Annotated in this window: 15 protein-coding genes; 5 read left to right on the top strand and 10 right to left on the bottom strand. The window is 44.9% G+C overall.

Annotated features, from left to right (window positions below):
* Positions 1-200 precede the first annotated feature (200 nt).
* Positions 201-1,778: an amidase gene (locus FX988_RS17350; RefSeq protein ID WP_160181353.1), complete on the top strand. Its 1,578-nt coding sequence runs from the start codon at positions 201-203 to the stop codon at positions 1,776-1,778.
* Positions 1,779-1,828: 50 nt separating this feature from the next.
* Here FX988_RS17350 and FX988_RS17345 read toward each other — a convergent pair whose 3' ends face one another.
* Positions 1,829-2,284, bottom strand: a complete 456-nt coding sequence (locus FX988_RS17345) for a DUF192 domain-containing protein (protein ID WP_160181352.1) — start codon at positions 2,282-2,284, stop codon at positions 1,829-1,831.
* A gap of 274 nt (positions 2,285-2,558) precedes the next feature.
* Positions 2,559-5,171: a bifunctional aconitate hydratase 2/2-methylisocitrate dehydratase gene (acnB, locus tag FX988_RS17340; RefSeq protein WP_160181351.1), complete on the bottom strand. Its 2,613-nt coding sequence runs from the start codon at positions 5,169-5,171 to the stop codon at positions 2,559-2,561.
* Positions 5,172-5,599: 428 nt separating this feature from the next.
* Between acnB and FX988_RS17335 the strand changes: the two genes are divergently transcribed.
* Complete coding sequence (locus tag FX988_RS17335; RefSeq protein WP_160181350.1) at positions 5,600-6,679, top strand: SMP-30/gluconolactonase/LRE family protein; 1,080 nt, start codon at positions 5,600-5,602, stop codon at positions 6,677-6,679.
* A 321-nt stretch (positions 6,680-7,000) separates the two neighbouring features.
* Positions 7,001-7,546 (top strand): type 1 glutamine amidotransferase domain-containing protein, encoded by a 546-nt coding sequence (locus FX988_RS17330; protein ID WP_160181349.1) that lies wholly within the window; start codon positions 7,001-7,003, stop codon positions 7,544-7,546.
* 41 nt (positions 7,547-7,587) lie between these two features.
* On the opposite strand, the gene FX988_RS17325 is transcribed toward FX988_RS17330, so the two are convergent.
* The 4 genes from FX988_RS17325 to FX988_RS17310 form a co-directional block, all read right to left on the bottom strand.
* Positions 7,588-9,936 (bottom strand): YgiQ family radical SAM protein, encoded by a 2,349-nt coding sequence (locus tag FX988_RS17325; RefSeq protein WP_160181348.1) that lies wholly within the window; start codon positions 9,934-9,936, stop codon positions 7,588-7,590.
* 174 nt (positions 9,937-10,110) lie between these two features.
* The gene (locus tag FX988_RS17320) at positions 10,111-11,334 is read right to left on the bottom strand and encodes a lytic murein transglycosylase (protein WP_254700793.1); all 1,224 of its coding nucleotides are present in this window, start codon (positions 11,332-11,334) and stop codon (positions 10,111-10,113) included.
* A gap of 243 nt (positions 11,335-11,577) precedes the next feature.
* Positions 11,578-12,111, bottom strand: a complete 534-nt coding sequence (gene def, locus FX988_RS17315) for a peptide deformylase (protein WP_160181346.1) — start codon at positions 12,109-12,111, stop codon at positions 11,578-11,580.
* Positions 12,112-12,145: 34 nt separating this feature from the next.
* Complete coding sequence (locus tag FX988_RS17310; RefSeq protein WP_160181345.1) at positions 12,146-13,894, bottom strand: ABC transporter transmembrane domain-containing protein; 1,749 nt, start codon at positions 13,892-13,894, stop codon at positions 12,146-12,148.
* 464 nt (positions 13,895-14,358) lie between these two features.
* On the opposite strand from FX988_RS17310, the gene FX988_RS17305 reads away from it, so the two are divergent.
* Positions 14,359-15,276, top strand: coding sequence for an SGNH/GDSL hydrolase family protein (locus FX988_RS17305; protein WP_160181344.1), 918 nt, complete (start codon positions 14,359-14,361; stop codon positions 15,274-15,276).
* Between the two features lie 123 nt (positions 15,277-15,399).
* Here FX988_RS17305 and FX988_RS17300 read toward each other — a convergent pair whose 3' ends face one another.
* The 3 genes from FX988_RS17300 to FX988_RS17290 form a co-directional block, all read right to left on the bottom strand.
* Positions 15,400-17,454, bottom strand: coding sequence for a bifunctional diguanylate cyclase/phosphodiesterase (locus tag FX988_RS17300; RefSeq protein ID WP_160181343.1), 2,055 nt, complete (start codon positions 17,452-17,454; stop codon positions 15,400-15,402).
* A 368-nt stretch (positions 17,455-17,822) separates the two neighbouring features.
* A complete protein-coding gene (locus tag FX988_RS17295) occupies positions 17,823-18,509 on the bottom strand; it encodes a hypothetical protein (RefSeq protein ID WP_160181342.1) in 687 nt (228 codons plus the stop codon).
* A gap of 180 nt (positions 18,510-18,689) precedes the next feature.
* Positions 18,690-19,676 (bottom strand): phosphotransferase, encoded by a 987-nt coding sequence (locus FX988_RS17290; RefSeq protein ID WP_160181341.1) that lies wholly within the window; start codon positions 19,674-19,676, stop codon positions 18,690-18,692.
* A 155-nt stretch (positions 19,677-19,831) separates the two neighbouring features.
* On the opposite strand from FX988_RS17290, the gene FX988_RS17285 reads away from it, so the two are divergent.
* Entirely contained in the window at positions 19,832-20,674 is an 843-nt protein-coding gene (locus FX988_RS17285; RefSeq protein WP_160181340.1) for a DUF2797 domain-containing protein, read from the top strand.
* A gap of 139 nt (positions 20,675-20,813) precedes the next feature.
* On the opposite strand, the gene FX988_RS17280 is transcribed toward FX988_RS17285, so the two are convergent.
* Positions 20,814-23,345, bottom strand: coding sequence for a TonB-dependent receptor plug domain-containing protein (locus tag FX988_RS17280; protein ID WP_160181339.1), 2,532 nt, complete (start codon positions 23,343-23,345; stop codon positions 20,814-20,816).
* Positions 23,346-23,661: the final 316 nt, after the last annotated feature.

Here is a 23,661-nt window from a genome sequence, read left to right as displayed (position 1 = left end):
TAAATTACCAGTTTTTTAGCGCAGATAAAGTACATTTTATCTGTTTCTGTACACTTTTTGGAATAGCCTATGCGATAGTGTCTTCCACTTTACGAATTTAACCATGTAAAAACAGATCGCGATCTAAAAGATCAATAATAAAAACCGCCAAATCCATTCGAATTAATGGCGCAAATACAGTCAGTTAAGGAAACACGAACATGCTCCGATGCAAAACCATCAACAATACATTCACGAGCGGGATCGTCATAGCTCTGATCGCAGCCAGTAGTTTTGCTACAAGAGCCAGTGAAGCCATTTCTAAGCAATTGCATGAACTCACCCTCAATGAAACACAAACCTTATTGCGTGAAAACACAATTACGGTCGCCCAATTGAGTAACTACTATTTACAGCGAATAGAAAAATTCAACGATAACGGCCCTAAGCTCAATGCGGTCGTCACGCTTAATCAGCAACTCGCTGAACAGGTGGCAGCGTTAGACAAGAAACTTAAGAGTGACGCGCCTCTGGGCAAACTATTTGGCGCCATCGTGCTGCTCAAAGACAATATTGATGCCAGCGGTATGCCGAACACCGCAGGATCTTGGTTAATGCGCGAACATGTGCCAGACAAAGACGCCTTTCTCGTTAAACAATTAACAGCGCAAGACGCCATTATTTTAGGTAAAACGAACTTGTCGGAATGGGCGAATTTTCGTTCGACCATGTCATCAAGTGGGTGGAGCAGCCTGCATGGACAAACATTAAACCCTCATGATCCGACTCGCTCTCCCTGCGGCTCAAGTTCAGGCTCAGGGGTAGCCGTCGCTGCTGATTTAACCCTACTAGCGGTGGGAACAGAAACAGATGGCTCGATTACCTGCCCTGCAGCGGTAAACGGTATTGTAGGCATCAAACCAACCTTAGGCCTTGTTAGTCGCAGCGGGATTATTCCTATCGCTCACTCACAAGATACCGCCGGCCCAATGACACGCTCAGTAAGCGACGCTGTCATCATGTTAGAAGCCATGATGGGCCTAGATCCAAAAGACGCAGCCAGCTTTGCACCATTGTCTTTATCCGAACACTTAAAGATTGACGGACTCAAAGGCAAGCGGATTGGCGTAGTGCGCAATATGATGGGCTATCACCCACAACTTGACGACATATTTGAAAACCAATTAAGCGTGCTAAAAAAAGCAGGGGCAATCGTTGTAGACAATGCCAACATTGAAAATAAAGGCGAATGGAATGAAGACGAGTACAGTATTTTACTGGCCGAGTTTAAAACAGACTTGAATCATTATTTGACCAACAGCAACGCCCCAATCAAAAGTCTGCAAGAGGCAATAGATAAAAATATACAAGCAGAAGAGCGCACCATGCCTATATTCGGCCAAGAAATATTTATTAGCGCTCAGCAAGCCCCTGAATTAACCGAGCAAAGTTATCTTGATGCGTTAAAAAACGCGAAACAAAAAGCGGGTAAAGAAGGAATTGACGCCACGCTAGCAAAATATAAGGTGGATCTACTTATTGCTCCAACAACCGCCCCCGCATGGAAAATTGACCACATCGATGGCGATCATTTCCTTGGCTCAGCAAGCGGTGCCGCTGCTGTAGCAGGTTACCCGCACATTACCGTTCCTATGGGAGCGGTCAGCGGTATGCCGGTCAATATGAGCTTCTTTGGCAAAGCGAAAAGTGAGGGAGTCTTGATAGAAGCTGCTTACGGATTCGAGCAAGCCACCCAAGCTCGTATTCGCCCTCTGTTGCACAGCAGTCAATTAGAATAGTGACTATTTAGAAAAATGGGCGCGACGAATATCGCGCTCCAAACTCGTGATCAAGGCGTCTTGATAACCATTTTATCACCTACCTTGATACCGTTTTTAGCAAACCACCCTTGGTTCATCTCTAATGCATAGAGTACCGCTTGTGAAGCGCCAACAGAGGTTAAATCATGAGGTTGCATAGGCTTGATATCGGTGATAACACCATCGCTTGTGATAAACGCCACATCCAATGCTAAAAACGTGTTCTGCATCCACATACTGGCCTTTTTAGAGCCAGAAAATTTAAATAACATCCCGCACTGTCCACATAACGTTTTGCGATACATTAATCCCATGGCACGTTGTTCAAAGGTATGGGCGTATTCGACTTCAAGAGTTATATCTTGCAGCGTAATCTGAACGGTTGGTAGCGTCTGATGTTGTGTCGCTTCCTGCGCATTAACAACTTGAATGAGTAGCGTAAAACAGCCGACAAGTAGTACACAGCGTAAAAATTTAAATGTCATAAGCCTTCCATTTACTTAGATAAATCACCTTAGCTCAATGATGACTATGAGCCAGTATCCACAGGACTTTATAATTAACCAAATAAAACCAACTTGAAAACAATGAGTTAGTTTTAATTATTAGACTAAAGTCTACTTCACAGTAAAACAGAAAGGAATAGAAGCTATCCGGCAGATTGAAAAAATGCGGATTTAAAGAATAAAAAAGCCGAACAAGGCACTAACCTGTTCGGCTTACGTTATTTTCATCTAATTTATTGAGTTAAATCAGTGATTAAGCAATGTTTAAAGCTGGGATGATCTTCTCTTTCGCTGCTTCTTCTGCTTGTTTGAACTCTTCGATACGATCGAAGTTCAAATAACGGAACACGTCACCTGACATAGATTCAATCTTATTCGCGTATTCCATGTATTCAGCAGTAGTCGGGATACGACCAACAATTGCACCAACAGCGGCAAGCTCAGCAGAACACAAGTAAACATCAGCACCATCACCCAAACGGTTAGGGAAGTTACGCGTTGACGTAGACAATACCGTTGAATTGGCAAGTACACGTGCTTGGTTACCCATACACAATGAACAACCAGGCATTTCAGTACGTACACCTACGCGACCGTAGATGTTGTAATAGCCTTCTTCCATCAATACCGCTTTGTCCATCTTAGTCGGTGGAGAAATCCACAAACGCGTTGGTAACGTTTTATTGTATTGCTCAAGCAATTTACCTGCAGCACGGAAGTGACCAATGTTAGTCATACAAGAACCGATGAATACTTCATCAATTTTCTCGCCAGCTACGTCAGACAAGGTTTTTGCGTCATCTGGATCGTTCGGGCAGCAAAGGATAGGCTCGTTGATTTCATCAAGGTCAATCTCGATAGTTTCAACGTACTCAGCGTCTTTATCTGCTTCCATTAATTCAGGGTTAGCTAGCCACTCTTCCATCTTACGAGCACGACGCTCAAGCGTACGAGGATCACCGTAGCCTTCGTTGATCATCCAACGCAACATAGTGATGTTAGAGTTCAAGTATTCAGCAATAGATGCTTCAGATAATTTGATTGTACAACCTGCAGCTGAACGCTCAGCTGACGCATCAGACAATTCAAACGCTTGCTCAACGGTCAAGTCATCCAAACCTTCTATTTCTAGAATACGACCAGAGAAGGCATTTACTTTGCCTTTCTTAGCAACAGTCAATAAACCTTGCTTGATACCGTATAAAGGAATGGCATGAACTAAATCACGCAAGGTGATGCCTGGTTTCATTTTACCTTTAAAGCGCACCAATACTGACTCTGGCATATCAAGCGGCATAACGCCTGTTGCGGCAGCAAAAGCAACCAAACCAGAACCTGCAGGGAATGAAATCCCCATAGGGAAACGCGTATGTGAGTCACCACCTGTACCGACAGTATCAGGTAACAACATACGGTTTAACCAAGAGTGAATAATACCGTCACCTGGGCGAAGTGAAACACCGCCACGGTTCATAATGAAATCAGGTAAGGTGTGCTGAGTGTCAATATCAACAGGCTTAGGATAAGCCGCCGTGTGACAGAATGACTGCATGGTTAAATCAGCAGAGAAACCTAAACATGCTAAGTCTTTAAGCTCATCTCGGGTCATAGGGCCAGTGGTATCTTGTGAGCCCACGGTCGTCATTTTAGGCTCACAGTAAGTGCCAGGGCGAATACCGTCAACACCACATGCTTTACCTACCATTTTTTGAGCAAGGGTATACCCTTTACCCGTGTCCGCTGGTTGGTCTGGCTTACGGAACAAGTCAGAAGCCCCTAGGCCCAATGACTCACGGGCTTTTTCAGTCAAACCACGACCGATAATCAAGTTGATACGTCCACCAGCACGTACTTCATCTAACAATACGTCAGACTTATATTCGTACTTAGTTAGCTCTTCGCCCGTTTCCGCATTTGCGATACGACCTTCAAGAGGGAAGATGTCAATCACATCACCCATGTTCATTTTGTCTACGTCAGCTTCAAATACCAGCGCACCAGCATCTTCCATGGTGTTAAAGAAAATAGGGGCTACTTTGCCACCGATACATACACCGCCACCACGCTTGTTTGGTACGCCAGGCAAGTCTTCACCGAAGAACCACAAGACTGAGTTAGTGGCTGATTTACGCGAAGAACCGGTACCAACTACGTCACCAACGAAAGCAACAGGATGACCTAACGCTTTGATTTCTTCGATTTGCTTAAGTGGGCCTACTTCGCCGTGAACTTCAGGTGTTAAACCGTCACGTGTCATTTTGTAAGCAGCGCGTGCATGCAATGGAATATCAGGACGTGACCATGCATCTGGTGCTGGCGACAAATCATCAGTGTTAGTTTCACCTGTGACTTTAAACACTGAATAAGTGATTTTCTCGGGCAAATCAGGACGAGAAGTGAACCACTCTGCATCAGCCCAAGATTGTAATACGTCTTTTGCGAACTCATTTCCAGCGCGGGCTTTTTCTTCCACGTCATGGAACGCATCAAACATCAGCAAGGTATGCTTTAATTCTTCAGCGGCAAGTTCAGCCAATTCACTGTTGTCTAGTGCATCAACCAAAGTGACGATGTTGTAACCGCCATGCATGTTACCCAATAACTGGATAGCCGCGTCTTTGTTGATTAAAGGAGACGATGCTTCACCGGTAACGATCGCATTTAGGAAACCCGCTTTTACATAAGCAGCTTCATCTACGCCCGGTGGAACTCGTTCTGACAACAACTCAAGTAAAAAGTCACCTTCGCCAGCAGGCGGCGCTTTTAGTAACTCAACCAAACCGGCGACTTGCTCGGCATTTAACGGTTTAGGTGGGATACCTTCGGCAGAACGTTCTTCAACATGTTTACGATATGCTTCTAACACAATTAGGACCTCTTGGTTGACTCAAAGAACACCGGACGTTCTTGAGTATGTATATAAAACCGAGCAAGTATAAGGCTTATGGCGTAAAAATAAAAATAACCTGTATGTTTATGGCCTTATACCGGCTATTCCCTACAAAAATAGGGGTTAATAAGATGTTAAGTGCCGCGATAATCGTTTTTACTGACAATAAAATACGCGTTTTTAGCGATTCTATATTTTATCGCGTACCAACCTGAACGCTAAACAGCATTTCATTTTCATTCGGTCATTAGCATACTTCAGCTTCTTGGCTGTTAGATGACAGGTTCAATTAACTAATAAGGTAAATAAATAATCCTGAATAACTAAGCTCAATTTAACTCACCCACAACGTCATGCTATACCTGCCCTAGGTATTTACGCATTATTTATATCAGGAAGATACTATGAAATATCTCAAGCTCAGCCTACTCGCGGCATTTGTGCTTATTACTTATTTGCTTTTCTGGCCCGTTCCCGTAGAACCTATTGCTTGGCAAGCACCGAAAAATCCAGGCTACTTAGGCCTCTATGCGTCCAATACCAGACTAGCAAACCTAGAGAATATTTCGCTAAATGGCCAACACGGACCAGAAGACTTCGCTTTTTTGCCCGACGGCACAATTGCTACGGCAACGCATTCTGGCAATATCATGCTGCTCGCCCCCAAGGATAAAGAGTTCACTACTTGGGTCAATACTGGCGGCCGCCCATTAGGCATCGAGTTTGATAAGCAAGGACATTTACTTGTGGCAGATGCGGTAAAAGGCTTATTGTCGGTTAGCCCCAGCGGGGAAATTAGCCTTCTCACGAATCGAGTGGCAGGAACGGATATAGTGTACGCAGATGATGTAGATGTTGCCGCTGACGGCACCATATACTTCAGCGATGCGACCAATAAATTCAGTGCCCCAGCCTATGGTGGCACATTGGCAGCGAGTTTACTTGAGATCTTAGAACACAAAGGCAATGGGCGCTTACTCGCATATGATCCAAGAAGTCGCTCAACCTCTGTCCTACTTGAAGATTTAGTCTTTGCCAACGGTGTCTCTGTGAGCCACGACCAACGCTCTGTGCTTGTAAACGAAACGGGGAGTTATCGAGTAATGCGTTATTGGCTATCAGGACCAAAAGCGGGCACATCAGAGGTATTTATCGATAACCTACCTGGTTTTCCTGATAACATAGCCCGCTCACCAACTGGCGGATATTGGCTTGGTTTTGCCTCTCCACGCTCCGAAAGCCTCGATGATTTATCTAGATCACCATTTTTGCGTAAAGTAGTGCAACGCTTACCTAGCTTCATGCGCCCTCAAGCCAAAGATTACGGTCATGTAATTAAAATCAATGAAAAGGGCGAAGTCGTCATGGACTTGCAAGACCCAAAAGGCCAATACCCCTTAACCACTGGGGTGCTCGAGACAAAAGATGCGTTATACATCAGCAGTTTGATCGCTCCCAGCGTCGGTCGAAAATCTCTCAAATAAAATAAGGTAATCATCGAGTTGCTACCGGTGAAGCACTTAAAGCGGCACGTTTGCGCGCTTAGCTCATGGAACCTATTATTGTATAGGTACTTTCTTCTTACGGGAATTTTCGCCTCATGGGTATTTTCCCTCGTACTGTAAAAATTGCCTTTATCTGTAAAATGTGGTCGCTGAAAAAGATGATCTAAACGATAACCCCTCCCCCCACTTTCGCTCATCCATTCACTGGCGGGGCATATGAGCTCATTTATTTACGCTGCGTCTCTGGCACGCCCTTAGCATTTCTTCGTGTATATTTTTTGCGGAACTGAAGGAGAAACTATGACTCAATCACTAGAAAACAAACGCGTTGCTATTTTAGCCACCAATGGATTTGAGCAAAGCGAATTATTTCATCCCTTCAAGGCGTTGAAAGACGCGAAGGTAAAGGTAGACATTATTTCCCTTGAGAAAGGCACAATTAAAGGCTGGGATGAAAACAACTGGGGCGAATCGATTGAGGTCGACTTAACGCTGCAAGAGGCAAAAAGCGAAGACTATGACGCCCTTGTGTTACCGGGCGGTTTGTTCAACCCTGACACTTTACGCACCAGCGATGCAGCCATTGCCTTTATTAAAGACTTTTTCGCCGATGAAAAACAACGACCGGTTGCCGCGATCTGTCACGGGCCATGGTTACTGATTGAAGCCGGCATCGTGAAAGGGCGAAACTTAACTTCTTATCCCAGCATTCAAACTGATTTACGTAACGCCGGCGCTAACTGGCAAGATGCACAGGTGTTGATCGACGGTCAGATCATCACCAGTCGTAACCCAGATGACCTGCCTGCGTTTAGCGAGCAAATTATCAAGGCGCTCAGTCAATAATCGACTTAGCTTTATCATCGCCCTTAAACAGAAAGCCACATTTAATGTGGCTTTCTTCGCTTATGACTGTTTTTTTTGCGTCGACTACTTGGGCTTGTATCACTCGCTTTTTCCGTGCCGCCCGCTTTATTGTGTGGTTGGTTATCACTGAATCGGGTTAAACCTTGTTGCGCTTTTTTACCTTTAGCTGATTGATGACCATTCCCCTTCCCTTTCGCGTACGCTTTATTTGCTGCGCGTTTGGCATATTCTTTTTGCTCACGGCCTTTTAGCTCATTACGGCTCTCTGCTGGCACCAAGCATTTAGGGCCATTGCCAATCAGATACGCTTTCCCCATGTCAGTAAGTGCTTTGCGCAACATGGGCCAATTTGCCGGATCATGATAGCGCAAGAAACCACGGTGTAATCGCCGACGAATTTCCCCCTTAGCCACCGTCACTGCTTCACTTTTATGGTTCACCTTATGTATCGGGTTTTTCCCTGTGTGATACATAGTGGTGGCATTCGCCATAGGGGAGGGGTAGAAATTTTGCACTTGATCGAGTTTAAAATTACGCTCCTTTAACCACAGCGCCAGGTTCAACATATCTTCATCTTCGGTGCCTGGGTGAGCAGAGATAAAATACGGGATTAGGTACTGTTCTTTGCCTGCTTCCATAGTGTATTTGTCGAACAGTTCTTTGAATCTGTCGTAAGTCCCCATGCCTGGCTTCATCATTTTATCCAGAGGGGCTTTCTCGGTATGTTCAGGCGCAATTTTTAAATACCCACCCACATGATGGGTGACCAGCTCACGGACATAGTTTGGGTCTTCAATAGCTAAATCGTAACGTACGCCCGAAGCGATAAGGACTTTTTTCACCCCCTCCACGTTGCGCGCTTTACGGTACAACTCCACTGTTGGAGTTTGATCGGTATCCAAGTGGCCACAAATCTCTGGCCAAACACAAGATAACCGACGACAAGCCTGCTCTGCTTTCGGGCTTTTACAGCGTAATTTATACATATTAGCGGTTGGCCCGCCTAAATCAGAAATCACCCCAGTAAAACCTGGCACCTTGTCACGGATCTGTTCGATTTCGCGAATAATAGATTCTTCAGAGCGGCTTTGAATTACGCGCCCTTCATGTTCAGTAATCGAACAAAACGTACAGCCGCCGAAACATCCACGCATGATATTCACCGAAGTTTTAATCATGTCGTAAGCCGGTATTTTTGCCTTGCCATACCGAGGATGGGGTACCCGAGCGTAAGGTAAGTCGAATACGGCGTCCATTTCATGGGTTTCAAGGGGAAATGCCGGAGGATTAATCCAAATAATTCGATCCCCGTGACGCTGAGCTAATGCACGAGCACAGCCTGGGTTGGTTTCTTTATGTAGTATGCGCGATGTGTGGGCGTAATGGGTTTTCTCAGCACGGACAACGTCATATGGCGGCAACATCACGTAGGTTTTATCCCACGGTTTGCGGCGCTTGGTTTTTGAGGTAAACGGCTGTACTACAATCGGCTGGGCTTTTTGCGCTTCAATGGCAGCTTGTTTGTCTGCTTCAGAGGAAACAGCACATTTATCTTCAATAATTTCGTAAGGGCTAATAACAGGGTCAATTTTACCTATCGTATCAAAGTGCGTTGAATCCACGCCTTGCCAGCCCGGCAATGGCTCTTTACGGATCACGGCCGTTCCGCGAATATCTTGCATTTGATCTATGCTTTCACCGGCGGCAAAACGATGAGCCATTTCAAGTAGTGGGCGCTCAGCATTCCCAAACATCAACATGTCAGCTTTTGAATCAAACAACACCGAGCGACGAACTTTGTCTGACCAGTAATCATAATGCGCGATACGTCGTAAACTCGCTTCAATACCACCTATCACCACAGGCTTTTTATACGCTTCTTTGCAACGTTGGGTATACACCGTCACCGCGCGATCGGGCCGTTTTCCCCCTTCATTATTGGGAGTGTAAGCATCATCGTGACGTAATTTACGCTCAGCGGTGTAGCGGTTGATCATGGAGTCCATGTTGCCTGCGGTAACACCGAAAAATAAATTCGGCTCACCTAGCTGCATAAAATCGTTTTTATTGGTCCAATCTGGCTGAGAAATAATACCTACTCTAAAACCTTGCGACTCTAGCACTCGGCCAATGACTGCCATACCAAAACTAGGGTGATCCACATAGGCATCCCCCGTTACGATAATAATGTCGCAACTATCCCAACCTAAGATCTCCATTTCTTTGCGTGACATAGGTAAAAATGGCGCAGGGCCAAAACACTCTGCCCAATATTTAGGGTAAGAAAAAAGACCGCGCTCGGCTTTCATACGCTCAGCAGGCTGGCGTTTAACAGGCGATTTAGCGACAGGTTGACTCAGGTTGGACATACAACTCCACAAAACGATAGAAAAACAGTAAAAAAGGTGCTTAAAATTTGACCGCGGAGTATATACCTAAAGCGGGTATTAGCCCAGTAAAGTGACTAAAAAAGCCAAATTCATATCTGATAAAAGCATATCGCTTGGCCAACTAAGAGCAGTCGGCCAAGAGGCTAGTGAAGATTAAGAGTTACTCGGACTGGGCTGGTTCATTAATGCATCAAAAACATTTCGCGCTGGGTAGCCATCTGCAATCATATTTTTAGAAAGCTGAAACTGGCGAATACCACTGCGCGTACCGGGCCCTAAAATACCGTCCGCTTTACCTACATCGAACCCTAATTCATTGAGTTTATCCTGCAACTGACGCATTTCATCTACTGTGTAATCAGGTAACTTAGGCAGAGGTTTCGACAAGGTGCCCAAGCCTGCAATGCGATCCGCTAAATGCCCTACCGCTATGCCGTAATATTCAGAGTTGTTCCAGCGCAAAATCACATTGAAGTTTTTATAAGCCAGAAATGATGGCCCTTCATGTCCTGCGGGCACCAGCAGTGCGCCTTTGATATCAGCCGCACCTATGGGATTACCATCTGTGCGAGTCACACCGGCATCGTTCCACACCGAAAGTGTCTTAGGGCTGTTTTTTCCCGCTAATGTATAATCAAATGGCTCAGGCAAACTAACTTCACGGCCCCATTTGTAGCCTGCTTGCCAACCTAAATTTTTCAAAAAATTAGCCGCAGAAGCCAATGCATCTTTCTCACTATTCCACAGGTTTATTTGCCCGTCCTTATCTCCGTCTACGGCATATTTCATGTAGGCAGACGGCATAAATTGAGTGTGTCCCATGGCGCCCGCCCAAGAGCCAACCATTTGTTTATCATCTAGTTTTTCCCGGTCGATGAGCAACAAGGCTTGCATTAATTCACTGGAAAAATAACGACTTCGGCGATTATCACAAGCGAGAGTCACCAAAGAGTCAATGACTGGGCTTTTCCCTTTGTAAGAGCCAAAATTGGTTTCTAAGCCCCAAAAGGCTAACAGGTATTGAGCTGGCACACCGTATTCTTTGTTTAATTCGTTCAGAAACACTCGATGCTTGGCAAGCATTTGTCGGCCTTTATCAATGCGCCATGTATTCACCCGTTTCTCAAAATAATCGGTAAAGGTTTGCACAAACTCTGGCTGATTTCGGTCTAGCGAGATAATTTTCTCTTTATATTTCGCTCCACCTAATACATCGCGCGTAACCCGTTGGGACACACCAACTGTTTTAGCTTTATCTTGTAAGTCGACGACACATTGCTCAAACAACGCTTGAGGACTCAGGGCATCCTCGACAGTCTGTGCAGCAGATTGCTCCACAGACACTTTTTGTTCTTTCATGTCTGACTGTGCTGCCATACTGACCTGACTCACTACAAGGCAACTTGCAATGGCGGCTAAGGTATTTAGTACTGATTTGTTATTTGACGTTGCTCGCAACGGATATCCTTACTCATATTCACGGTATTCACAGAAGTTGCCTAATGCTAAAACCCAGATTAAAAATTAGTCGCGTTGGTTTACGCATACCAACATTATTTTGACCACCTACTTTACAAAATTACTTAGGCTGGGGAAACAAAACGAACTTCCTCGGCTTGTTTACGATTCATCGATACCCGCGATTTGTTTGCGCCACACCGATTCAGCCATAATATCGGTATTTACTTCAACATGATCTAGCCAGGTTTTTCCTATTAGATGATCAAACTCATGCAAAAAGATGCGTGCTACAAATCCCTCTAAGCGCCTTGAAGTTACCTGACCGTCTTGCTGGTGATATTCTATTTCCACCCAAGTAGCACGACGAATAAATCCGCGTAAACCAGGCACCGACAAGCATCCTTCCCAATCTTTTACGGTGTCATCCGCACTTTGTATCACTTTGGGGTTAATTAACACCAAAGGTTCCATATCGGGTGCGTTTGGATAACGCGGGCTTGGGCGCGAAGCAATAATCATCACCGCCCGCTCATCAAATACTTGGGGGGCAGCAATGCCCACACCGTTGGCGGCTAACATTGTATTGAGCAATTGTTCCACAAACGCTTTAAATTCAGCACTGCGAATGTCTTTTTCGACTATGGGTTTAGCGATTTGGCGTAATATCGCTTCACCGACCTGAGCTATTTCCATTGACGCACTCTCATTTATGATTAAACGCTTGACCCTAGCTGACCAATTGCAACTGTGCAAACTCACGATAAAGTTCACTGCTGTGTATCAAATCTTGGTGGGTACCTATAGCAATAACCTCTCCGTGATCCATTACCACAATACGATCAGCGTTTATCACCGTGGCTAAACGATGAGCGATAATTAAGGTGGTTTTATGACGCATAAGTTCATCAAGCGCGAGCTTTATATATTGTTCATTAGCAGCGTCAAGTGAGCTGGTTGCTTCATCAAGTAACAAGATTGGCCTATCGGCCAGTATCGCTCTGGCGATAGATATACGCTGCTTTTGCCCACCGGATAAACGCACTCCCCGCTCGCCCAAATAGGTTTGATAGCCATCAGGCAATTGCGCGATAAATTCATCGGCTCTGGCGGCCTTTGCCGCGCGACGAACTTCATCATCTGTAGCCTCTGGTCGCCCGTAGCGAATATTCTCTGCCACACTGCTAGCAAATATCACTGATTCTTGGGGCACAAGGGCAAATTGTTGGCGTAGCGTGTCTAAATCAAGTTCAGCAATGTTTATCCCCTCTAAGCAAATATCCCCCGATTGAATATCATAAAACCTGAGCAATAACTGGAATAGACTTGATTTACCCGCTCCGCTTGGGCCCACCAAAGCGATACGTTCACCCGCTTTAATATCTAAGGAAATATCCTGCAATGCAGGGCTACCCTCTGCGCTTGGATAGCTAAAATGAACATCAGTCAGGCGCAAATTCCCCTTTACTTTATTGGCCAGTGAAACAGGCTTCTCTGCTATGAGAATCGAACTGTCAGTGTGCAGCAGTTCCATCAATCTCTCGCTTGCCCCTGCCGCTTTTTGTACTTCGCCAATCACTTCGCTTAGAGTCGCTACTGCGCCCCCCGCCATCACCGCATAAAACATAAACGCGGTCAGCTCCCCGGCACTGATACTGGCAGTTAATACCTGCTTTGCCCCTAACCAGGCAACGAGTGTAATCGCGGTCATGCTGATCCCCATAATGGTTGCCATCATTAAAGCGCGAAAACGAATACGACTGTTCGCTGCCCTCATGACATCTTCAACACGGCCAGCAAACATACTTTTATCGAGTGCCTCATGTGAATAGGCCTGCACTGTGTGGATTTCATGCAATGATTCATCTACATAAGCCCCCAAATCAGCCACCCTGTCTTGGCTGTTTTTGGCATGTAAGCGTACTTTAGCGCCGAAAAAGCGAATTGGCATTAACACAATAGGCACGGCGATAAGCACGTACAAAGTCAACATCGGGCTAGTGATCAGCATCAACAACAGCGCACCGATAAAGGTAATGCTTGCTCGTAACGCCATAGATAACCCCATGCCAACCACCGACTGCAACACTGTGGTGTCACTGGTAAATCTGGAGATAACCTCGCCGGTACGAGTTTGCTCAAAAAAGGCCGGTGGTAAGGTCAATAAATGTGAATACACAGACTGGCGAATATCGGCGCTGACGCGCTCACCCAGCCATATCATCCAATAAAAGCGAAAATAAGCCGCAATACTACCCAGCAACGCAATCGCCACCACCACCAGCATCATTTGATTTAACATGGCCGCATTGTTGGCTACAAAGCCCTCATCCACTACGACTTTCACCCCTTGGCCCAATAATAGCCATGAACCCGAGCCCACGATCAACGCCGTAATGGCGTACACGACTTTTGATTTATAAGGAGCAAGTTGACCAAACAACCAACGCATTAAGGTGAGGGTTTTAACAGTTTTCACAGGCATCCCAAAAATACAGTAAATAAATATCGAAACGAATTCGCCGCATTTTTAACACGCGCAAATACAGCTAGTTAGGATGTTGGGGCATTTACTCATGTTTTAAATCAACGGCTAGTAATTTGTTAATTTCAGCTCGCTCTTCGATTAACACACTCCCTCCCGGATTTCACTGAGCACTTTGTTTCGATATAAGGCGGTGAATGAAGGATTCAGTTAGTTTTAATTGATGGGCGTGGTAAACCTGTGTCGGATTTTTTTGCAACCTAGCTTACTTTTTGTACTAAAAATACCTAACCCATTGATTTTGTTAGCGGGCTCGAAAAATGCATTAGAACTTTCTGGCATGATAATTCCACGGTGTTTTCGGAGTCTTCTGTGCTGATGCTTGTCCCTGAAGGGATAATAACAACAATAAATTCTAATTGGCGTTGGGCAGTAGAGAAGCGCCGTAAGGTGAAACAATGAAAACAACAATTTTTCCGCTCACCCGCGGACTATGTACTTTATTCAGTAATATCAAGCACACACTTTCAATCAGTGGCGCTTCGTTACTTTTACTCTTGTGTACGTCAGCAAATGCTGCGCCTATCAGTGATATGCATGTGTTTGGTGATTCGCTTTCGGACACAGGCGCGCTGCAGGCTATCGCGCCTAGTTTCTGTCCCGAACCACCGTACTTTGATTGTCGATTTTCAAATGGTCCTGTGTGGGTTGAACACTTAGCAAATGACTTAGGTGTATCATCGAATACCGCTTACGCAGGGGGCACAAATTGGGCTATTGGAGGGCAACGCAGTGACCAAGTGCTTAATCAGCAATTAGGGGGCTACTTAAGTTCAACAGGGGGTTCCGCCGACGTTGACGCACTGTATGTGATTTGGGCCGGAGGTAACGACTTTCTGCAAAATGGAACGTCAGGCACATACACCCCAAACCAAGCTGCGCAAAACATCGTTGACAGTGTGCTGGAACTGTCCCTAGCCGGTGCGATGCATTTTCTGGTGCCAAATCTTCCCATCGCCGCCCCTTGGGCGTTTGAATTTAACATGGCATTGGCAAGTGGCTTAGACGGCATAAGCAGTGGCTTGAACATTACCCAATTTGATGTCTTCAGTACGTTTGTAGATATATCCATGAACCCGAGCGACTACAACTTAAGTAATGTATCAGACCCCTGCCTTGACGAAACGAATATGACCTTGTGCACCAACCCAGACGAGTATTTACTCTGGGATCCTGTACACCCGACCGCAGTAGGTCATCAACTGATAGCCTCTGCTGCACTAGCAGCACTGGCCGTTTCAGAACCATCAATCATTGCCTTGTTTGCTATGACGTTCTTATTACTGATAAGAATACGCCGCAAAACCTTAGCATAAGGCTTATTCCATGCTTACCTCTACCAGAGGGGGTAAGCATGGATACTGCAATGTATTTTGTCCGTTAGTTAATCTATGTCCGCTAGATGACTTAGCCAAGTGGGCACAACATGCTTACTCAGCTCAGTTTGCCGGATAGCGAAAATCAAGCGCATCTTCTGCCGGAATAGGCTTGCTGAAGTAATAACCTTGTACCAAATCGCAGCCAAGTTCATCTAACAAAAGTAACTGCTCATGTGTTTCAACCCCCTCAGCAACCACGCTTAAGTCTAAACTATGAGCCAGTGCTATCGTGGCTTTAACAAGATCAAGATCTTCTTTCTTTTCAGTGATACCGCTAATAAAACTGCGATCAATTTTTAATATGTCAAACGAATATTGGCGTAAATAACTCAAGGAAGAATAGCCAGTACCGAAATCATCCATTGATAACTTCACTCCTAATTGATGTAGGTTTTCTAAAGCATCATCAATGTAGGAATTTCCAGCCATTAATACCCCTTCGGTAATTTCAAATTCTAGGCTGTGGGGCGCGATCTTTTCATCGCGCAACGTTTGCGCGATAAAGCTAATCAGGGCTTTATCTCTAAACTGCCTAGGGGATAAATTTACAGCAATCGTATACTGTTGCTGATGGGTGGTGTTCCAGTCATTTAAAAAAGCTAATGACTGTTTAAGCACATACTTACCAATGGGCACAATCATTCCCGTATGTTCAGCAATGGGAATAAATTCGTCAGGCGTCACATTTCCTAAAAGGGGATTTCGCCAGCGTAACAACGCTTCAGCCCCTATCATTTTTTTACTTTTCACGTCGAATTTTGGTTGGTAATACACTTCAAATTCATCGCGCTGCAACGCATGATTCAACTGTTCTTCTATTTCTAAACGACGCAGCATTACGTCACTCATTTCTTGGGTAAAAAATGAATAGGTATTGCGGCCTGACAGCTTTGATTGGTACATAGCAGCGTCTGCATGACGCAATAAATCAGAAGCGCTATCACCGTTTTCGGTATAGGTCACTATGCCAATACTCAAGGTGAGCACGAGCTCTTTGCCATCTATTTCAAATGGCTCTCGAAAAATTTCCAATAAATTTTCAGCGATATCGATGGCGTCACTATCCCCTGTTAATGAACGCAATAACACGATAAATTCGTCTCCCCCAAGACGTCCGACAGTGTCAGCTTTACGTAATGCTAAGGTTAATTTATTGGCAACCTCTTTAAGTAACTTATCGCCAACTTCATGGCCGAGTGAATCGTTTACTTTTTTAAAGTCATCTAAATCTAAAAACAATAACGCGACTTTTTCTTTACTTCTTTGGGCCTCTTTAAGCATTTGCGACAAACGGTCCAGCGATAAAAAGCGATTGGGTAACGAGGTTAAACTATCAAAGTAAGCGTGTTGGCGTATACTTTGTGCCGCTTTATGCTGCTCAGTAATATCTCGGATAATAACTACGACTTGTTTATAAGCGCTCAGGTGACTTAGCCTTGCCTCAAAATAGCGCACCTCGCTTGCCAGTTCGACTTCGTACTCAAAGGTAGAAATGCCGCCTTGGGTGAAAGCAATGGCATTGTGCACAGTAAACTTACGTGCCACAGGCTCAGAAAAAAAATCGTTTATTGACTGGCCAATACAATCTTTGGGCAAAGCATAGAGCTCTTCATTGTCTCCAGCGTGATAATCGATAATCGTGCCATTTTCATCTATCAACAAAAATACGTCTGGGGTTGCCTCAAACACGGCTTCGAGCATATTGTCTTTAAATTGGGCTTGGGCTTGGGCTTGTCTGACTTCTGCTAGGTTAATATCAATACAGTACATTTCATGCTTGTTATGCTCATTGGTAAACAAAACATGGCTTGAAAACACACTGACATCACCACCATTTTTGTGACGTAATGTGAGTTCTTCGGCAGGAATTTTGATGCCTTTGTGAATCCAATCACTGTGAGCTTCAATAACAGGTTCGCGCATAAAATCGGGAAATATGAGGTCTTCTAGCTTTTTACCTAACGCCTCTTCTTCTGTGTAACCATAAAGCAATTCGCTCCCTAAGTTCCAATAAATAACATTGCGCTCTTCATCGTACCCTTGCACCGAAAGCGCATCTACTTCATCGAATAATTGATAAACCGCGTCTTTTATGGCTTCTTCATGAACTATCATAATATTGAGGTGACTGCCTCTTGGTTAAGTGAGATAAAACGTTGCCTTCATTACCTATCAATCTCGCTACCAACTGATAGCACAGGTATGAAACGCTTTTTCTACCCATACAAAAAGAATAAACGCTAACCTTGATCTGCGCAATTTACCCAAGGTTAAATTTTGCTGGGCACCAATAGCGTACAACTTCATACAATAATGCAACAAAACAAATGGTTAGTTTTATTACCTGAAAAGTCAGTGTAAAGAAAAACAACTGCTCAGGACAATTATCTTTTTCATCTCAGTTATATTCACGTGTATTATTCCGAGTTCAGAACCTGGGGCCTATTCGTCCGCACTTTATGGTAACGGCTGCTCAAGAGACCTCAATCAGCGGCTGCGGCTGCCTCTGCGTCGGTATTTAATATGGCCAGTACTAGAACAAAAAAGCAAAGCACCAAATTAAAAAGCGGAATTTGCAGCTCAGGTGGCATTAGATAAATGAGTAAAACCGATGGGATCCAGACTAACCAATTGGTGACGATTGTGGTGGGTAAGTAAAGTAAAAGCAGCCGTTTATCGAGCGACATAATCGTGCGTTTCAAATTGAACTGCGTATCTTTGTATTGATAACATAAGGTTAAAAAGGGGCAGGTTAATAGTGCGCTAAATACGAACTGATCGAAGGCCATTTTTTTAATAAGCGTAGTCACATCTGTATCACTACCAAATAAGGTAATTTGCAAACTGTAGAACTCATCGACTATCCATCCCATCACTGCCCACAAAACACAGTAGAACAATAGCTGTCGAAGAGGTTTGAAATGTACCTGTCCAGACAATAACAAATACGAATATGGCAGGAGTCCACCAAACACAGCTGTTGATGCAATCGCATAGCCAACACCGTATTGGGCTTTAAGTTCAGCGAAAAAATTGAACACAGGCTGACTTGCGGGCCAATAAAAAAAACTTAAACCAATACCTAACGCTATCACCTGTAAACACAAAGCAGGCTTGAAATTAAGCTTTAGCGCTCGCTTAATATTTAAAACGAGTAAATTTTGGCGCATATTTTTTGCTCTTTCGTGTCAACGGTTTCAAGTAGAAACGATCCCGCGACCTAAGGTCATATCACAACACGTTAGCTTGTAGCCTATGGCAACATAATTCAATCACAATAAGAAAACACATAACGCCACCGAAATAAAAAATAAACCTTAAGCCATCCCTTTGAGGGCCTAATCTCTCCCTTAGCTCTCGTAAAGGGAAAGAACTTGTGCAGTCTGGCGTTGCATAAAATCATTAATTTTCACATGTTCAGGGCTCCAACCAAGTAAAAATCGATTAAAATCGGCCCATGCAAAAGGGATAAGCTCACGCCATTCTTGCTCAAGCTCTACTACCCAATCTTGGTTATCCTCACTTGAGCAGGGTGATAGCAGCGCTGTTTTTAACACGGCAAAATAATAATCCACATAGGCGTCATGCTGTTCCTGTAATTGTTTGCCTGTTAAACAACTACCAAGTAAGTACATCACGTCTTTGACCCCAACACCTCGGCCTACATATTGAAAATCCACTGCGGCGACTTTCTTTTGTTCGCTAAAACAGAAATTCGCCAGCTTTGCATCGCCATGTAAAAGGGATTGAAAACGAGCATGATTTAGCCTGTGATCGATACCCTGCGCAGCGCGCTTTAATGCGCTATCCGGCATCACCGTATATTCAGCTTGGCGCGTAGCCAAATACCAATAACTGCCGACCGGCCACAAAGCAGAAATGTCGATATGCATAAAACGCCCATGAAAGTGCGCTAACCAACAAAGCACGGTTTTAATGTGGGCATCTGTCACTCTTGAATGCACCAGCGTAAAGCCGCTGCTTTGTAAGTCTTCCATAAGCAAGGTTTGTTGCTCTGGGTTATACGTATCTTTTAGCAACCCTAGAAATGCAGGTACGTAGCAATCATGGCCACACAAGCCCGCAAAAGATTGATAAAACTCGGCCTCTATTTGATAAGAGCGCAGTTTTCGTTGATGCCCCACGTCACTGTGCCAACCTCGAGGATGCTTCACCTCATTGGGCGGTGAAACATGCTTCGCAATGAACGACATGCCCAGCTTAGGGCTATAGTAGCGGGCAATCTCACCATACTCGCTCCACAAGCACTGTAAGCGCTCTTGTTTGGTAGCGTGAGGATCGTCAATGTGTTCACGTATGGCTAAAAGTAACTGCATGCTTGCCTATGTTCAGCGGGAAACTAATATGCGGATGGTACAACTATTTTGCCTTAAGGTTACTTTGGCAATCAAGGCTTTAGGCTGTCACAATAGTGTGCTGCTATCGCCACACTGTTTTTCGGCGTTAAATTTGTACACAGGACCAGACCAACATGACCATTTATCAAGGTAATATTCGCAAAATGCGCGTATCCACCGATGCCGAGCATCATGCTCAGTACCAATTACCCATAGGCGAGCAATTCATCGATATGACCCCCTTGCTCGGTAAAAAACTTAACGTGAGTTTTGATAACCAAATCAACTGCGTGCATTGCCAAGCTAAAACCAAGAAGAGTTTCAATCAGGGTTACTGCTATCGCTGCCTGACTAAATTGGCCCAATGCGATACCTGTATTATTAAGCCTGAGCTTTGCCATTATGATGCAGGCACCTGCCGTGAGCCAAGCTGGGGCGAAGCAAACTGCCTAACTGATCATTATGTCTATTTAGCCAATACAGGCACCATCAAGGTGGGGATTACCCGTCATGTGAGTGATGCGGTTTCAAGTCGCTGGCTTGATCAAGGTGCCACTCAGGCTATGGCCATCATGAGGGTTCAGAACCGACTTACCAGTGGTTTAGTCGAGACAGCCATGAAAGAGTTTATTGCGGATAAAACCAACTGGCGCACCATGCTCAAAGGCCAACCTGACATGGTTGATTTACAGCAATTAAAAGAAGATTTGATTACCGAAATAGAAGATCAGTTAGACGAAATCACCGAAGAGTATGGCTTTCAAGCCATTGATATTCTTGATCTTCCCCCGGTAGATATTCATTACCCTGTGGCTCAGTACCCTGAAAAAGTAAAATCGATAAACCTAGATAAAGAATTGTCTTTTAGCGGAGTATTGCAAGGTATCAAAGGCCAATACTGGATGCTAGATGGAGACCGCGTGATTAATATGCGCAAGTATTCCGGTTATTATTTAACGGTGGAAACACCAGAGTAATCACCTGCACTTTGCTGGGTCAAATAGTCAGCCAAGATGGCTGAAACAGGCATAAAAAATCGGCCTCAGTGTACACCAAGGCCGATTAAATTAACCTATCAATAGGCGCACTTAGCAGTTAAGTGCGCTGAAATAGCATTTAAAACGTAACTGAAACCTTTCCGTAAACGAAACGGCCAGAGAAACCAAATGGCGAGAACCCAGAATATGGGAACAAGCGCGAGAACGTGCCCACATCCTGCACCAATTCACGAGTCGTATCAGGGTAAACATCAAATAAATTGTTTGCGCCTAATGTCAGCGTTAGATTTTCTGTTACCTCGTAGCCTACATCTAAATCGGTTACCCATTTTTCAGGTAGTACTTCATTGGTCGCAGGATCGCTCGATGGCTCTTGAGTTTCGCCGTATCGAGTGGTTCGCAACGTAGCATGCCACTCATCCATGCTCCACACAGCGCTCAAGTTAAGTTTGGTTTTCGGTGAGCCCACTTCAAAACGACGTAGCTCTACATCAGAGAACAAGTTACCTTGGTCCACACCAGCACCAGCCAACACGGCTGGCGGGTCGATGATGTCAGTTACTTCATTTTTGTTGTAGTTAAAGCCCGCGTTAAAGGCAATATCACCCCAGTTTTGAATGTCGGTGTTATAAGAGGCCACCACATCAACACCGGATGTTTCGCTATCGATCGCATTTAAAAAGAAGCGCGCGCGGTTTGCACCTGTGCCGGCCAATAAGGTTTCAATCCCCTCACCAGACAAGTTATTCGACAGCACAATACGATCGTCAATTTCAATATTGTAGTAATCTACTGACAAGCTAAAGTTCGAATCTGGCGACCAAGTAATACCTGCACCATAGTTCACCGCTTCTTCAGCATCTAAACCAGGTGAGCCTAGCGCTTGAGCCACTTCACTGTCAGGGGCAAACGTGCCGGTTTCAGTTGGCTCGCCGTCCACAAATACAGTCGCAATAGAGGTAAAATACTGCTGTTGTAGCGAAGGTGCCCTAAAGCCTGTTGATACCGACGCACGCAGGGCAATCTCTTCGGTTAGCGTATATCGCGTAGCAAACTTGCCATTCACCGTTGAGCCAAAATCAGAATAGTCTTCATAACGAGCAGCAACAGTGACATTCCAGTTATCGGTTATATAAGCTTCTAGATCCACGTATAAACTAACGTTGTGGCGACTATTATCACCCGCAGATTCTGGGGTAAAGCCAGGGAAAACTTGAGAGCCCGCTGCGCCGTCAAACGGGCCTTGAATGTAAGATGCTTCTTCACCCGCTTTGATTTCATAACCTTCACGACGATACTCAGCACCAACTGCCACGTTTACCCCACTGGCTAAACCGTCCACATCAATTTCGCGGCTTAAATCTAGGTTAATGGTTAGTTGATCGTATATTAGCGTGCCTGCATCAAATACTGTCTGGCTTGTGGGACCAAGTGAAGTGTTCAAACTGTTTTTCACCCCAAATTCGAACTCATCTTCACCGTACACCGCCGACAGGTCATAGTTCCAATCGCTTAAAAACCCTTTCACTCCCGTAGCAAATGAGTAATCGTTGATGTCAGAGGTAATAATCGGCAAGAAGCCATCAGGGTAAATAGCTTCGATGTTACGGCTGTCTTGGGCTCGACGATAAAAACCGCCCCCTTCCCCTTCTCGCGTACTGTATGAACCGAACGAATAAAGCTCTGCATTTTCATTTAACTCAAGGCCCGCATTATAAAACACCGCCATGTCTTCAACATCACCATTGCCAAAGTTATGGTTGTAGCGATCCCAAGTTAATTCGCGAGGATCTAAAGAGCCGTCTTCTAGCCGAGCGTAGTTTTCACGTTGGTCATAATCAGAGCGATTGCTCGCACTGCGATCTCGAAATTCAGCGGACAAATTGAAAAAACCATCATCCCCTAATGAAAACCCCATATTGGCGCGCATGGTGGCCGTTTGTCCGTCTGTTAATTCACGGTCGCCGCCTTCGGTGAATGCAAGGTCGCCGTTATCGTCGATGCCAACATCTTTTAAATCAGGCACACCGTCCATGGTTGTTACGTTCGCACCATAAGTAACAGAGGCCGAACCACCGCTGCTAGCACTTTTTAAAACAATGTTAATCACCCCAGCAATTGCATCTGACCCATACTGAGCAGCAGCACCGTCGCGCAGTACTTCGATGCGTTCAATGGCATTAGCTGGGATAGCGTTTAAATCAACCGCTGACGAGCCACGACCTGTAGAACCATTCAAGTTAAGCAAAGCGTTCGAGTGACGACGTTTACCATTGACCAATACTAGCGTGTGGTCAGGCGCTAAACCGCGCAACTGCGCTGGGCGAACATGGTCCGTACCATCCGTTAATGACGGCTGGGGAAAGTTGAAACTCGGCAGCAAGTTGCCCAATATCATATTGGTTTCAGTTTGCCCTGTAGTGCTAAGTGAATCAGCTCCAATGATATCGATAGGTACTGGGCTGTCTTCAACCGTACGCCCTAAACGGCGAGAGCCGATAACGCTGATTTTTTCTAAGTCCTCTGCGGCCTCTGTCGCTTGCTCTTGAGCATAAGCATTTGCTGAGCTCAAAATGACTGACGATGCACTCATCATCAGGGCGACTTTTAGCCAATGGTCTTTTGCTTTAAAGGTATGTGTTTTATTCATTGTGTTGTGTGTCCCAATGTCAATGTGGAGTAATCAACACTGCATCGTCTTCTGTTATTGCATTCTGTCCGCTCAGAAGTACGATTTATTATTGTTTTTATAACAGCTGATGTGGTTGCCCAGTTGCCTGAACTGAGAACACTATTACCACGAAAATTGCCCATCAAGACAACTTCACATATTCGGTTACAAATTTCACAGCAAAATGCTTAAAAACAAAGCAATTAAATCAACGGCTTAACCTCATCGAAATGATGATAAATAGAGGGTAAAACGTTCCATTTGTACCTAACTAACGGCAATACCTTCGATCTGA

It is taken from the genome of Paraglaciecola mesophila (assembly GCF_009906955.1).
In the GTDB taxonomy this organism is placed as follows: domain Bacteria; phylum Pseudomonadota; class Gammaproteobacteria; order Enterobacterales; family Alteromonadaceae; genus Paraglaciecola; species Paraglaciecola mesophila_A.
This window is presented reverse-complemented; position numbering and strand designations above follow the sequence as displayed.